The following is a 13,358-nucleotide window of genomic DNA, read 5'->3' as shown; positions in this document are numbered from 1 at the left end:
GGCCGCACACCGGCGACGCCCGATCTTGGTTGATGAGGGCTCAGCGAGCCAGCATGGCCACAGGCCGTACCGAGTGATCCATGTCGTGCGAAGCATGCTGGGCGAGCACTTCGGTCTTGCCGCTCTGCACGTTCACCTGATAGAGCAATGAAGTGCCACTGCGCAGGCTGACAAAAATCACATGGCGGCCGTCGCTGCTCCATTTGGGATCGAAGTCCTCGGACGGATGCTGGCTGAGATTGCGCAGCTCGCTGCCATCAGATTTCATGCTGAAGACATCGGTACGAGCACCGCCTGGGTCATCGCGAGTGCTGGAGAAGGCGATGTACTGGCTGTCGGCCGACCAACGGGGTGACTCATGCGACGCCAACACATCCGCGGTCAGGTCCACCGACTTGCCGCTCTCCACCTCGGTGATGATCAGGTGCGAACGCTTCTCGCGAAGGTCAGCCACCCACACCACTTTCGTGCCATCGGGAGAAAGCTCCGCCCAAGCCGCACCGCGAGATGCGAACTGGCTGCTCAATTCCTTCAAACCGCTGCCATCCTGCTGCACGACAAAAGCTTGGTTGCGCCCCTTCTCGTCTTGGGCCAAAAAGCAAAGTCGCTTCCCGTCAGCTGACCAACTTGCCGCAGCAGGCCCCATGGACTTGCCTGGCACCTTGATCGTTGTCACTGCACGGCTTTGCACATCGACGATGCGAAGCACCGTCGTACCACTGCTCAGGTCCATGGCATAGAACGCCAGAGTGCGGCCGTCAGGCGCCCAGCTTGGCGCCATTTCGGCATCTGCCCCAGTCGACACCCGCTGAGGTCCGGAGCCATCGGCGCTCATGACCTGAACCACAGGGCGCCCGGCCTCGCGCGCCACAAAAGCGATTCGACCATCAGCCGACAACGCTGGCTGGGCGTAGACACCCCGCCCGCTGGTCAAGGCTTGCTCATGGCCCTGGCTGTCACGAACCCATATCTGAGGATCGCCGCTGCGCAAAGACACATAGGCCAAGCTGGCCAAGGACGGCGTGGCAGCCATACCGGCCGTTGGGCCTGCCGCGCGGACCATGGGTGCCGCGAAGGGCAGCATCGTGGCAGCCAAAGCGCAGGCCAAACGATTCCAAGCCAGTTTTTTTGCTTGCTGATGACTCATCATCAGCCTCACTGGACAACCATGAAATTGGTACTGGCCAGTGCCTTGCCCGAACTGTCCAAGACGCTGAGCTTGTACTGCCCTGCGGCGCCACCGGGCAAGCGGTAGCTGACATTTCCTTCAGCGTTGACCATCACCGTCAGCTGCGTTTCAACGCCATTGGGCGCCACCAAGGCAATCGAAACCGAGGTATTTGGCTTGTAGCCTCGCCCCTCAAAGACGGCGCCTTTGCTGGCTTGCACCAAGGAAGGACCGGCCAAGCTGGGCGCAGCGGCCTTGGCGGTGGCCTGCGCTGCGCTCAGCAGCGGCAAGCAGACCAGCGTCAGCAGCATTGCCTCACGGGCGCGCCGACTCAGCGTTCGGACGAGGTGAAATTCCATTGCGAACTCCTGCGTTTCTCGAAGCACAGCCGCGACCGCGACTGCTGTGAACGCATAGTCCGCCTACAAAAATGCTCTGGCAATCGCACAAAGTTCACGAGCGCCCTCAACACCCCCCTCAGTCACGGGGGTACGCGCAAGCCTCCCCCTAACTCAAACCGCTGAAATGCTAGACGTTCGCATTCAACCTTTGGCGGCCAGACGGAAACCTGCCGCTTTGGAGCAAGTTGAAACGGGCATTCGTCGCCAGCGTGCACCTTCAGCGCTGACGCATCGCCCTCGACAACATCAGCACCGGCACCAAGCCCACCAACACAATGGCCAGCGAGGGCAGCGCCGCTTCGCCGAGCCGCTCGTCTCGGGCCATTTGATAGGCCACCACGGCCAGGGTGTCGCTGTTGAAGGGGCGCAGCACCAAAGTGGCAGGCAGCTCCTTCATCACATCCACAAACACCAGCAAGGCCGCTGCTAGGCTGGAGCGGGCCAGCAGTGGGGCATGCAGCTCCCAAAACACCCGAGAGCGACTGGCGCCCAGCAGGCGAGCCGTTTCATCCACATTGGGCGAAATGCGGGCATAGCCCGCCTCGACCGACTGCAGGGCCACGCCCGAAAAGCGCACCAGATAGGCGTAAATCAGGCCGCTGATGGTGCCGGTCACAAGGCCTGTCAGGCCCAGCTGTGGCGCATGTTCCTGCAGCCAGCCCAAGGGCAACAGGATGCCCACGGCGATCACCGCGCCAGGTACGGCATAGCCGAGCGACACCACGCGGGTGGACAGGCGCAACAAGCCGGCGCCGGGTCCGCGCGCCGCGCCGGCGCCGTGCCCCATACGGCCTGCATAAGCCAGCACCAAGGCCATTGCGACGGCCAGTGCGGCGGACAAGCCAGCCAATTGCAAGCTCGTCCACGCCCACTGAGCAAAGCGGGCAAGTGGAAGGCCGAATTCGCCGTAGCGCGCTTCCAGCCACATCAGCTTGAGCAAGGCCAGAACCGGCAATACAAAGCCCAGCAGGATGGGCACGGCGCAAAGCGCGAGCGCCAGGAATGCCGACAGGCCGTGCAGCCGCAGGGGGCGGGCTTCGGCGGCATGCTGAGCCCCTGATCGACTGCTGGAAAAGCGCAGCCGAGCCTGCGCCCGCCGCTCCAACCAAAGCAGGCCGGCCACGGCCAGCAAAAGCACCGAGGCCAATTGAGCGGCAGCCATGCGATCGTTCATCACCAGCCAGGCCTTGTAGATGCCGGTGGTCAGGGTGTTGAGGCCGAAGTAGGCCCCGACCCCGTAATCGGCCAGGGTCTCCATCAAGGCCAGCGCCACACCGGCTGCCAGGGCCGGTCGAGCCAGGGGCAGTGCCACTTCGCGAACACGGCGCAAGGTGCCCGCACCGAGGATGCGAGCGGTTTCCATCAAGGTGACACCGCGCTCGCTGAGCGCCGTGCGGGTCAGCAGATAAACATACGGGTAGAGACAGAGCACGAAGAGCAGCACCGCACCTGGCAAGCTGCGTACATCGGACCAGAGTGGCCGGCTTGTGCCCAGCAAACCGCGCAGCCAGGTCTGCAAAGCGCCGCTGTACTGCAGCGCATCGGTGTAGGCATATGCAGCCACGTAGGCGGGCATGGCCATGGGCAGCAACAAGCCCCATTCGAACCAGCGCCGACCGGGGAAATCAAAGAGGCTGACCGCCGCAGCCGTCGCGCCACCCAGCAGAGCCACGCCAAGCGCCACCGCCACCGACAACACCAGCGATGAAGCGGCATAGGCCGGCAGCACCGTTTCCAGTTGGTGACGCAGCAGCGCCAAGCTCTGTGCGTCCAGACTCAGCCAGGAGCCCAGCACGCCGAACACGGGCACGGCCAGCAAGAGGCAAACAACAGTGATCAGACGCAGCATGCAGGCGACAAACAACAAGGAAGGGCCAAGGAGGCGTCAGTAGCTCAAATGTGGCGCAAAAGCTGACCACGGCGCGCCACTGCCAGCTTGGTGCCAACGACACCGGACAGCCAGCTCTTGACCTGAATCAAGCAAATGCGAACGATCCGCATTCGAAGCACGCGAGGCGGCCCGCTATCATAAAGGCCATGTTTCTTGCACTCGACCAGATCGGCCTGCGCTACCCCGGCGCCAACCTGGGCCCGGCACAGCCTTCCCTGCAGCACCCACCCACGGCAGCCAGCAACAAGGCCCGACCCGGCGCCGTGGATGGAGTCACCCTGGGTCTGGCACGAGGGCAGATCGGCGTGCTGATCGGCCCCTCGGGTTGCGGCAAGACCTCCTTGCTGCGCTGCATCGCTGGCCTGGAGCGCCTGAACAGCGGCCGCATTCTGATCGAAGGAGAAGCGCTGGCCGACGCCAGCCTCGGCCTGCACCTGGCGCCCGAGGCGCGTCGCATCGGCATGGTCTTCCAGGACTACGCCCTGTTCCCGCATCTGTCCGTGGCCGAGAACATCGCCTTCGGTCTGCGCCACCTGAGCCGCAGCGACCGCGACCGACGCATTGGCGAGATGCTCGACCTGGTCGGCCTGGCCCATGCGGCCAAGCGTGCGCCGCACCAGCTTTCCGGCGGCCAGCAGCAGCGTGTCGCCCTGGCTCGGGCCTTGGCACCGGCACCGCGCCTGCTCTTGCTGGACGAGCCCTTCTCCAGCCTCGACGTCGACCTGCGCGAGCACCTGTCCCAAGAGTTGCGCGCCATCCTGCATGCCAGTGCCACCACCGCACTGTTCGTGACCCATGACCAGTCCGAAGCCTTTGCCATCGGCGATGTCGTCGGCGTCATGAACAAGGGCCGGTTGGAGCAATGGGATGCGCCTTACACCGTCTACCACCGGCCCGCCACGCGCTTTGTGGCTGACTTCATCGGCCACAGCGTCTTCGCACCGGGCCGCATCGTCGCCGGGGCGGACGGCCCCGAGGTGCTGACGCCCGTGGGTGCCCTGGTGGATGCCGAAGCCTGCGCCATGGCCAGCGCCTACCCAGACGGCGCCTGCGATGTACTGCTGCGGGCCGATGACATCATTCATGACGACGCGGCGCCGGTGAAAGCGCAAATCGAACGCAAGATCTTTCGCGGCGCGGACTTTCTCTACACCTTGCGTCTGGCCACCGGCGACCGCCTCAAGGCCCATGTGCCTTCGCACCACGACCACCATCTGGGTGAATGGATCGGCATACGCGCCCATGTCGACCACGTTGTGACATTCCCCCCGCTGAATGGCGACGCGCCCCGTACGGAGAGCCCGAACTGACCGGGTGCCGAAAGTCACCGAAAACGTAAAGCTGGCGTAAAGCCCTGCGTTTCGTCTGTTTGTGCACTTGAATCCAGCGATTTGGAGGGGCAAATGCAGCTGTCTGCCCGCCAAGCGAAAGCCCTGCGGGCATATACTGAAGGCGTGGTTTTCCTGCGACTGCTACGCTTCGCCCACCACGACATTGCTGTATTTCACCGACAGGACAGGCTCGCATCATGAGTGCCAAATTGAAAGTTGCCGGCTGGCTCGCTCTGGGCGCCGTTGCAGGTGCATTGACCACGATGCAATTGCAGGCCAACGCCCGCAGCAGCCTCTCGCCGCTGCCACTGGAAGAGCTGCAACAGCTGGCTGCCGTGTTCGGCATGGTCAAGTCCGATTACGTCGAACCCGTCGATGAGAAAAAACTGATCAATGACGCGATCGCCGGCATGGTCTCGGGCCTGGACCCGCACTCTCAGTTCTTCGACAAGAAGAACTTCAAGGAGTTCCGCGAAGGCACGACCGGCAAGTTCGTCGGTGTCGGCATCGAAATCGGCATGGAAGACGGACTGGTCAAGATCGTCTCCCCGATCGAGGGCTCGCCCGCCTTCCGCGCCGGCCTCAAGAGCGGCGACCTGATCAGCAAAATCGACGACACCTTGGTGCGCGGCCTCGGCCTCGACCAGGCTGTCAAGCGCATGCGCGGCGAGCTGAACACCAAGGTTCAGCTGACCATCTACCGCAAGAGTGAGAACCGCAGCTTCCCCGTCACCATCGTGCGCGAAGAAATCCGCGCCCAGAGCGTGCGCGGCAAGGTGGTCGAGCCCGGCTACGCCTGGCTGCGTGTGAGCCAGTTCCAAGACCGCACGGTGGAAGACTTCGCCAAGAAGCTGGAAGAAATCTACAAGCAGGAGCCCAATCTCAAAGGCTTGGTGCTCGACCTGCGCAATGACCCGGGCGGTCTGCTTGAAGCCTCGGTGGCCATCTCATCCGCCTTCCTGAGCCGCGATGTCGAGGTGGTCAGCACCAACGGCCAGATCGCCGACTCCAAGGCCAGCTTCAAGGCCAGCCCCGACTACTACCTGCGCCGCGGCGGCAACGACCCGCTCAAGAAGCTGCCGGCAGCGCTCAAAAAAGTGCCGATGATCGTGCTGGTCAACGAAGGCTCGGCCTCGGCCAGCGAGATCGTTGCCGGCGCCCTGCAGGACCACAAGCGTGCGCTGATCATGGGCGCCCAGACCTTCGGCAAGGGCTCGGTGCAGACCGTGCGCCAGCTGAGCCCGGACACCGCACTCAAGATCACCACCGCGCGCTACTACACGCCGAGCGGCCGCTCCATCCAGGCCACCGGCATCGTGCCCGACATCCAGTTGGACGAAACCGCCGAAGGCAATGTCTTCGCAGCCTTGCGCACCCGCGAAGCCGATCTGGAAAAGCATCTGGGTGGCAAGGATGAGGTCAAGGACGAAGCCCGCGAGAAGGCCCGCGAAGAAGCGCGCCAGAAGCTCGAAGCCGAGTACGCCAAGAAGAATGAGCCGCCCAAGCCTCTGCCCGAGTTCGGCAGTGCCGAGGACTTCCAGCTGATCCAGGCCTTGAACCAGCTCAAGGGTCAACCGGTGCTGGTGTCCAAGACCGCGGTGGAACGCAAGGCCGAAGCCAAGACTGGCGAGTAAGCCTGGGATTCCCGATGACAAGGCCCGCTTCTCAGCGGGCCTTTTTCATGGGCGCTGCAGGCTATGCTGGCGCCATGAATGACGAACAGTTGCTGCGCTACTCGCGCCACATCCTGCTGGACGAAATCGGCATCGAGGGCCAACAGCACCTGCTGCAATCGCGGGCCCTGATCATCGGCGCAGGCGGCCTGGGTTCACCGGCCGCGCTCTACCTCGGCTCGGCCGGAGTCGGTCACATCACCCTGGTAGACGATGACGCCGTGGAACTGACCAATCTGCAACGCCAGATCGCCCACACCCAGGCGCGCATCGGCAGCCCTAAGGTCGAATCGGCTGCCCAGGCCATGTCAGCCATCAACCCCGACCCGACGCTGCGCACGGTGCAAGCGCGCGCCGATGCGGCGATGCTGGATGAGCTCGTGCGCGAAGTCGATGTGGTGCTGGACTGCTGCGACAACTTCGCCACCCGCCAGGCGGTCAACCGGGCCTGCGTCAAATACGCCAAGCCCCTGATCTCCGGCGCCGCCACCGGCTGGCATGGACAGATCAGCGTCTATGACAGCCGTCAGGCTCAGGCGCCCTGCTATGCCTGCCTGTTCCCGCCGGACAGCCGCTTCGAGGAGGCCCATTGCGCCCTGATGGGCGTGCTGGCGCCCCTGGTGGGCATCATCGGCAGCGTGCAGGCTGCCGAAGCACTGAAAGCCTTGCTGGGCGCCGGTGAAACCTTGGCCGGGCGCCTGCTGATGCTGGACGGCAAACGCATGGAGTGGAGCGAAATACTCGTGCAGAAAGACCCGAGCTGCAGCGTTTGCAAGCAAACAATCTGAGCCATGCACACACCAAACCTCTGTTTTTCCGTTTTTTACGAAACAAAATTCTCCGCAGCTTCTCGTAAGCTGCGCCCAGCGGCTGACTCCGCAACTGAAACGACCGACGGCCCGCTGGCCTGAGGTCAGGACCCTGACATGAGCCACAAGCGCAAACCCCTGATCGCCCGCAATTTCCCCAGCGCCAAGGAAGAGGTGCAAGAAGCGCGGCGCGGCATTCCGCAGCCCAATTACGACCAGCCCGGCAGCGCCTACCGCTTGGCTTTCGACGACAGCGAATTCCTGCTGCGTGAGGAGCTTCGGCCGGTGCGTATGCAATTGGAGCTGCTCAAGCCCGAGCTGGTACAGCAAGAGCTGGGCATCAAGTCCACGATCGTCATGTTCGGCAGCGCCCGCATCCTGCCGCGCGAGGTGGCCGAGCAAAAGGTCGAACAAGCCCGGCAGAGCGGCGACGCCGAGGCGATCAAGCGCGCCGAGATGCAGCTTTCCATGAGCCATTACTACGAGGAAGCGCGGCGCTTTGCGGCACTGGTCACCACCGTATCCACGCAGCGCCACAACCCCATCTATGTGGTCACCGGCGGCGGCCCCGGCATCATGGAAGCGGGCAACCGCGGCGCTTACGAGGTGGGCGGCAAGAGCATAGGCCTGAACATCGTGCTGCCACATGAGCAGCACCCCAACCCCTACATCACGCCGGAGTTGTGCTTCCGCTTTCACTACTTCGCCCTGCGCAAGATGCATTTCCTCATGCGCTCTGTGGCCTTGGTCTGCTTCCCCGGAGGCTTCGGCACCCTGGACGAGTTGTTCGAGACCATGACGCTGATCCAGACGGGCAAGAGCCGGCGCCGCCCCATCCTGATGTTCGGCCGCGAGTTCTGGACCCGCCTGATCAACTTCGACTGGCTGGTCGAAACCGGCATGATCAGCCCAGGCGACGAAAAGCTCTTCCATTTCGTCGAGAGCGCCGAGGAAGCCTGGGCCCTGCTCGAATCGGAATATGACATGAACCCAGGCGCGTTGGACTGCGACGCCGCCGATTGAATTCCCCCTCCCGCCCTGCCTCAACCCATAACAACACAGGACCACTGACATGACCACACTTCGATCCGTCTCCCTGATCGGCGCGCCCACCGACATCGGTGCCGGTGCCCGCGGCGCCAGCATGGGCCCGGAAGCCCTGCGCGTGGCCGACCTGGCCGCGGCGCTGCAGAGCCACGGCGTCGATGTGCTGGACCGTGGCAACCTCAGCGGCCCGTCCAACCCCTGGCTGCCGCCGGTCGATGGCTACCGCCATCTGAACGAAGTAACGGCCTGGAACCAGACCGTGCACGACGCGGTCTACGCGGAACTCAAGACCGGCCGCATGCCCATCCTGCTCGGCGGTGACCACTGCCTGGGCTTGGGCTCGATCAGTGCCGTGGCCCGCCACTGCCGCGATGTCGGCAAGAAGCTGCGCGTGCTCTGGCTGGACGCCCATGCCGACTTCAACACCAGCGCCCTCACGCCCTCCGGCAATATCCACGGCATGCCCGTGGCCTGCCTGTGCGGCTTCGGCCCGCAGCAGCTGATTGAGATCGGTGGCAAGGTGCCGGCCATCAGCCCGAAATGGGTGCGCCAGATCGGCATCCGCAGCGTCGACGCGGGCGAAAAGCGCTTCGTCAACGAGCAGGAGCTGGAAGTCTTCGACATGCGCTACATCGACGAGATGGGCATGCGCCACACCATGGAGCTGGCCCTGGCCACGCTGGACGCCAACACCCACTTGCACGTCAGCTTCGACGTCGACTTCCTCGACCCCGACATCGCCCCCGGCGTGGGCACCACCGTGCCCGGCGGCCCGACCTACCGCGAAGCCCAGCTCTGCATGGAAATGATCGCCGACACCGGCTTCATGGCCTCGCTGGATGTCATGGAGCTGAACCCGGCTCTGGATCTGCAGAACAAGACGGCCAAGGTGGCGGTGGACCTGATCGAGTCTTTGTTTGGCAAATCGACCTTGATGAGGAAATAAGTTTGCCCTGCCTGCGGCAGAAGGGAAATCCACACTGATGCGCAAGTAAGTAGCGCCCAGCCTCAGGCGCTGACGATCCAGCCTTCCAACGGGTCAAAACTAGCCGGCAAACCGTAGCCCGGCTGGGTCTGCGCCCAGCCGGCCTGCATCAGGCATAACACGGAATCCAGACGGTCGCCGCTGCCATCGTCAATCAAAGCCTCGCGCTGACTGTGGCTGAGCTTGAGGCGCAGGCCGAGGCGGCTGCGGCCCTGCTCCAGGGCATCGAGCAAGTCCTTGCGGGCGATCAAGCGCTCCGGCGTCTGCTTGGCGCGATCGTCACTCTTGTAGCTGCGTCGACCCAGAAATTCGCGTGCCAGCAAACCCGGATAGGCCTCCAGCGCCACGCGCTGGCGGTCGCCCTCGTGCAGTCCCGGCAGGTGCACGCCAGCCTGCAAGAGCAAGGGCACGCCTGCGTGGAGCATATAGGCCACCGGCGGGTTCACCCACTTCATGCTCGGCGATGAACCGGCTGGCAGGTCGCAGGCCCGGTGGGCGAACTTTCCACCGGCAGGCCGGGCATCGCAGAAGGCCGCAAAGGTGGCGCGGATCTCGGCACGGCTCAAGCCGCAGTAGTGCGCCATCAGCGCCGCCCAATCTTGCGGCCAGCCGAGAGCCTGCACCAGCTCCCGCGGCAGGCCGAAGGGAAAGTCAAAGCCACCCAGCCAGGGCTCAGGCCGGCTCAGAAACTCGGCCAGCTGTGCCAGGCTTTCAAAAGCCAGCAAACCATCCAGGCGCAAGACCTGACCCTGTCGGCGGCCCCGGGCCACGGTGATCGGTTTGCGGCGCGTCGGCGCGCTGCTGAAATCAAGCCCCAGCAAGGGGGAGTCGGCGGAGGATGTGGACAGGCTAGAGTGCATGCATCGCACTCTAGAGCAGATCACGCAAAGGAATAGCCATGCCTTCGGCCGAACAACTCACCCCTTCCGCTGCCAGCGAAAGCACCCACAAGCCCCTGGTCGAGAATCTGGTGGTCACCGAACACAAGCTGGTGCTAGGCAAGCGCACGCTGGAATACACCGCCACCTGCGGCACGCTCTTGCTGCAAGAGGTGCACAGCGAAGCCGAAGGTGCCCAGAAAGGCCAGTACAAGGGGCACAAGACACGCGCCAGCGTGTTCTTCATCGCCTACACGCTGAAGCGCGAAGGCAAGAAGGCCGCCTTGGCCTCAGAACGCCCCCTGACCTTCAGTTTCAACGGTGGCCCGGGTTCGTCGAGCGTCTGGCTGCATCTGGGCCTGCTTGGGCCCCAGCGCGTGCCCACCGATGAGATGGGCCAATGCGGCGCCCCGCCCTACACCCTCACCGACAACGAGTTCAGCCTGCTGAGCGATTCCGACCTGGTCTTCATCGACCCGGTGGGCACCGGCCACTCGCGCGTGGCCGAGGGCGAGAAGCTGGCCGAGTACCACGAGTACCAGCGCGACCTCGACGCCGTGGGCGAGTTCATCCGCCTCTACCTGAACCGCTACGGTCGCTGGGCCAGCCCCAAATACCTGATCGGCGAAAGCTATGGCACCACCCGCGCGGCGGGACTCTCGCGCCACCTCCAGGACAAGCACAACATCCACCTCAATGGCCTGATGCTGGTGTCCATGGCCGTGGACTTCCAGACCCTGGGTTTCGACCACGGCAATGAGCTGCCCTTCCCGCTCTTCTTGCCCACGTATGCGGCCACAGCCTGGTACCACAAGGCCTTGAAGCCGGCGCAGCTGAAGAAGCCGCTGAAGCAAGTCGTCAGCGAAGCTGAAGAATTCGCCAACGGCGAGTACTGGCTGGCCCTGATGCAGGGTTCACGGCTGAGCCCCGAGCGCCACCAGAAGGTGGCCGAAACGCTGTCCAGCTACAGCGGCCTGAGCGTGGCCTACCTGCTGCGCTGCGACCTGCGGCCGACCGAGTTTCGCTTCTTCAAGGAGCTGCTGCGCGAGCGCGGCCAGACCGTGGGCCGCCTCGACAGCCGCTTCCTGGGCCTGGACCGCGACGACGCAGGCGAACACCCAGAAGACGACGCCGGCATGAACAACCTGGTCGGCGCCTATGCCGTGGGCATCAACCGCGTGCTGCGCGAGAAGCTGAAGTACGAGAGCGACGCGCCCTATCTGGTGATCGCGCCCCTCTGGAACACCTGGGCCTGGAAGGGCTTCGAGGGCAAGTACGTCAATGTCGGCGACAGCCTGCGCCGCGCCATGCATGCCAACCCGGACATGCGCATCTATGTGGCCAGCGGCTATTACGACCTGGCCACGCCCCACGCCGCCGGCGACTACACGCTCAGCCATTTGGGTCTGCACGGCAGCTTGCAGAACAATGTGCAGGTCAGCTATTTCGAGGCCGGGCACATGATGTACATCCACCGGCCTTCGCTGGAACGCATGGCGGCCGAGCTGCGCGAATTCGTGCGCAGTGTCGGTACGGTCAGAGACTGACGCTCGTCCGTCAGAGCGGAATCAATCGCTAAGCCGTCAAGCCCTAGTTCGGCTTGGACGGATCAGAGACGGAACACCGCCACCGATTTGGCCAGTTCGTCGGCCTGGGCCTGCAGGCTCTGCGCTGCCGCGGCCGACTGCTCGACCAGGGCGGCGTTCTGCTGCGTCATGGTGTCAAGCTGGTTGATCGCCTGACCGATTTGACCAATGCCCGTGCTTTGCTCAGCGGTGGCGCTGCTGATCTCGGCCACGATGCTCCCGACCCGGCCAATCGCTGAAATCACTTCCTGCATCGTGCCGCCCGCGCGCTCGACCAGGGCAGCGCCCGCTTCCACACTCTCGCTGCTGGCGGTGATCAGACCCTTGATCTCCTTGGCGGCCTCGGCCGAACGCTGCGCCAAGGAGCGCACCTCGCTGGCGACGACCGCAAAGCCGCGGCCCTGCTCGCCGGCACGGGCCGCTTCCACGGCGGCGTTCAAGGCCAGGATATTGGTCTGGAAGGCAATGCCGTCGATGGTGGAAATGATGTCGCTGATCTTGTTGGAGGAGGCGCTGATGCGGCTCATGGTGCTGACCACCTCGCCCACCACCGCGCCGCCGCGCTCCGCAACACCTGCCGCTTCGCTGGCCAACAGATTGGCCTGTCGCGCGGAGTCCGCGTTGTGCTTCACGCTCGCTGTCAGCTGCTCCATGGCTGAGGCGGTTTGTTCCAGATTGGATGCCGCCTGCTCGGTGCGGTGGCTCAAATCATGCCCGCCAGCGGCCACTTCCGCTGAGGCCGTTGCGATGCTGTCCGTGGCGTTGCGAACATTGCTGACCACATCGCGCAGCGACTCCTGCATGGCCTTCACACCGCGCATGAGATCGCCTGTCTCGGACCTTCCCATGGGCACGATGTTCTCACTCAAATCATGCTCAGCAATCCGCTCTGCGGACTGTTGAACCTCGCTCAGAGGCTGCAGGATCGAGCGAATATTGAACAGCGTGTAAAACGCAATCAAAGCCAAGCTGCCTGCCATGATGATCATCAAGCTGCTGCGCACACGCGTTTGATGGCCAGAAACCTCCAGCACCGCAGTCTGCGAATCTTTCTCGATGGCAGCCACCAACAGAGCCAGCTTTTCTTCCAAAGGACGGATGGCCTTTTTTGCGCTGCCTAGGGCCTTGTTGGCCTCCGCTGGATCGGCAAAACCCTTCTCGCCGACCTTGCTCATGAAGGGAACCATCTCTGCCTTGTATTGCTTGAGCCCGTCCTCCACGAGCTTGATCAGCTCACGCGCTTCCCGGTCCAACTCCAGCTGTCCCAGAGCCTCTTCCGCTTTGAAGAACCTGTCGTGCGCTTTGACCCAGTCAGCCCGGTACTTTTCAACCGCAGCTGAATCTTCGAGGTTGATGACCATGTCCTTCTCGTACCGGCGCAGATTGCCGACTTCGGCTCTCAGTACGGACACATGGATCAAGGACTGGTTGTGATTGTCGACAAAGTGTCCGAACTTGATCGCCGACTGGCTCAGGCTGTACAAACCCACTCCGCCGACGACCAAGAGCATCAACATCGCCACGGCGGCCAAAGCATACAAACGCGCGCGCACCGTGAAATTCTGGAGGTTCAACATCGTCAACTCCCA

General features: G+C 63.6%; 11 protein-coding genes. 6 read left to right on the top strand and 5 right to left on the bottom strand.

Annotated elements, in window-relative coordinates; genetic code table 11:
- Positions 1-40: 40 nt before the first annotated feature.
- The 3 genes from LNV23_RS16895 to LNV23_RS16885 form a co-directional block, all read right to left on the bottom strand.
- Positions 41-1,084, bottom strand: a complete 1,044-nt coding sequence (locus tag LNV23_RS16895; protein WP_263564050.1) for a TolB family protein — start codon at positions 1,082-1,084, stop codon at positions 41-43.
- A gap of 71 nt (positions 1,085-1,155) precedes the next feature.
- Positions 1,156-1,527: a hypothetical protein gene (locus LNV23_RS16890; protein WP_263519935.1), complete on the bottom strand. Its 372-nt coding sequence runs from the start codon at positions 1,525-1,527 to the stop codon at positions 1,156-1,158.
- A gap of 259 nt (positions 1,528-1,786) precedes the next feature.
- Entirely contained in the window at positions 1,787-3,418 is a 1,632-nt protein-coding gene (locus LNV23_RS16885) for an ABC transporter permease (RefSeq protein ID WP_263564108.1), read from the bottom strand.
- Positions 3,419-3,606: 188 nt separating this feature from the next.
- Here LNV23_RS16885 and LNV23_RS16880 point away from each other — a divergent pair, with 188 nt between their 5' ends.
- The 5 genes from LNV23_RS16880 (at position 3,607) to rocF (ending at position 9,266) form a co-directional block, all read left to right on the top strand.
- Positions 3,607-4,770: an ABC transporter ATP-binding protein gene (locus LNV23_RS16880; protein WP_263564049.1), complete on the top strand. Its 1,164-nt coding sequence runs from the start codon at positions 3,607-3,609 to the stop codon at positions 4,768-4,770.
- 218 nt (positions 4,771-4,988) lie between these two features.
- Positions 4,989-6,425 (top strand): S41 family peptidase, encoded by a 1,437-nt coding sequence (locus LNV23_RS16875; RefSeq protein WP_263564048.1) that lies wholly within the window; start codon positions 4,989-4,991, stop codon positions 6,423-6,425.
- Positions 6,426-6,499: 74 nt separating this feature from the next.
- Complete coding sequence (locus tag LNV23_RS16870; RefSeq protein WP_263564047.1) at positions 6,500-7,252, top strand: HesA/MoeB/ThiF family protein; 753 nt, start codon at positions 6,500-6,502, stop codon at positions 7,250-7,252.
- Positions 7,253-7,390: 138 nt separating this feature from the next.
- A complete protein-coding gene (locus tag LNV23_RS16865; RefSeq protein WP_263564046.1) occupies positions 7,391-8,296 on the top strand; it encodes an LOG family protein in 906 nt (301 codons plus the stop codon).
- Positions 8,297-8,345: 49 nt separating this feature from the next.
- Positions 8,346-9,266, top strand: a complete 921-nt coding sequence (rocF, locus tag LNV23_RS16860) for an arginase (protein WP_263564045.1) — start codon at positions 8,346-8,348, stop codon at positions 9,264-9,266.
- A gap of 62 nt (positions 9,267-9,328) precedes the next feature.
- Here rocF and LNV23_RS16855 read toward each other — a convergent pair whose 3' ends face one another.
- Positions 9,329-10,165, bottom strand: coding sequence for a DUF429 domain-containing protein (locus tag LNV23_RS16855; protein WP_263564044.1), 837 nt, complete (start codon positions 10,163-10,165; stop codon positions 9,329-9,331).
- 38 nt (positions 10,166-10,203) lie between these two features.
- Between LNV23_RS16855 and LNV23_RS16850 the strand changes: the two genes are divergently transcribed.
- The gene (locus LNV23_RS16850; RefSeq protein WP_263564043.1) at positions 10,204-11,730 is read left to right on the top strand and encodes a S10 family peptidase; all 1,527 of its coding nucleotides are present in this window, start codon (positions 10,204-10,206) and stop codon (positions 11,728-11,730) included.
- Between the two features lie 62 nt (positions 11,731-11,792).
- Here the strand turns inward: LNV23_RS16850 and LNV23_RS24000 are convergent, their stop codons facing one another.
- Positions 11,793-13,346, bottom strand: a complete 1,554-nt coding sequence (locus tag LNV23_RS24000; protein WP_318023250.1) for a methyl-accepting chemotaxis protein — start codon at positions 13,344-13,346, stop codon at positions 11,793-11,795.
- Between the last annotated feature and the right edge of the window lie 12 nt (positions 13,347-13,358).

Source organism: Kinneretia sp. DJ1R-11 (genome assembly GCF_025717595.1).
Lineage (GTDB): Bacteria > Pseudomonadota > Gammaproteobacteria > Burkholderiales > Burkholderiaceae_C > Paucibacter_A.
Note: the sequence above shows the minus strand (reverse complement) of the source record. Positions and strands in the feature narration are given on the sequence as shown.

Bases quoted from the DNA above. Each gene is read 5' to 3' on its own strand.
- LNV23_RS16855 (WP_263564044.1), bottom strand. From the start codon at position 10,165: ATGCACTCTAGCCTGTCCACATCCTCCGCCGACTCCCCCTTGCTGGGG.
- LNV23_RS16850 (WP_263564043.1), top strand. From the start codon at position 10,204: ATGCCTTCGGCCGAACAACTCACCCCTTCCGCTGCCAGCGAAAGCACC.
- LNV23_RS16885 (WP_263564108.1), bottom strand. From the start codon at position 3,418: ATGCTGCGTCTGATCACTGTTGTTTGCCTCTTGCTGGCCGTGCCCGTG.
- LNV23_RS16875 (WP_263564048.1), top strand. From the start codon at position 4,989: ATGAGTGCCAAATTGAAAGTTGCCGGCTGGCTCGCTCTGGGCGCCGTT.
- LNV23_RS16880 (WP_263564049.1), top strand. From the start codon at position 3,607: ATGTTTCTTGCACTCGACCAGATCGGCCTGCGCTACCCCGGCGCCAAC.
- rocF (WP_263564045.1), top strand. From the start codon at position 8,346: ATGACCACACTTCGATCCGTCTCCCTGATCGGCGCGCCCACCGACATC.
- LNV23_RS16870 (WP_263564047.1), top strand. From the start codon at position 6,500: ATGAATGACGAACAGTTGCTGCGCTACTCGCGCCACATCCTGCTGGAC.
- LNV23_RS16890 (WP_263519935.1), bottom strand. From the start codon at position 1,527: ATGGAATTTCACCTCGTCCGAACGCTGAGTCGGCGCGCCCGTGAGGCA.
- LNV23_RS24000 (WP_318023250.1), bottom strand. From the start codon at position 13,346: ATGTTGAACCTCCAGAATTTCACGGTGCGCGCGCGTTTGTATGCTTTG.
- LNV23_RS16865 (WP_263564046.1), top strand. From the start codon at position 7,391: ATGAGCCACAAGCGCAAACCCCTGATCGCCCGCAATTTCCCCAGCGCC.
- LNV23_RS16895 (WP_263564050.1), bottom strand. From the start codon at position 1,084: ATGCTGCCCTTCGCGGCACCCATGGTCCGCGCGGCAGGCCCAACGGCC.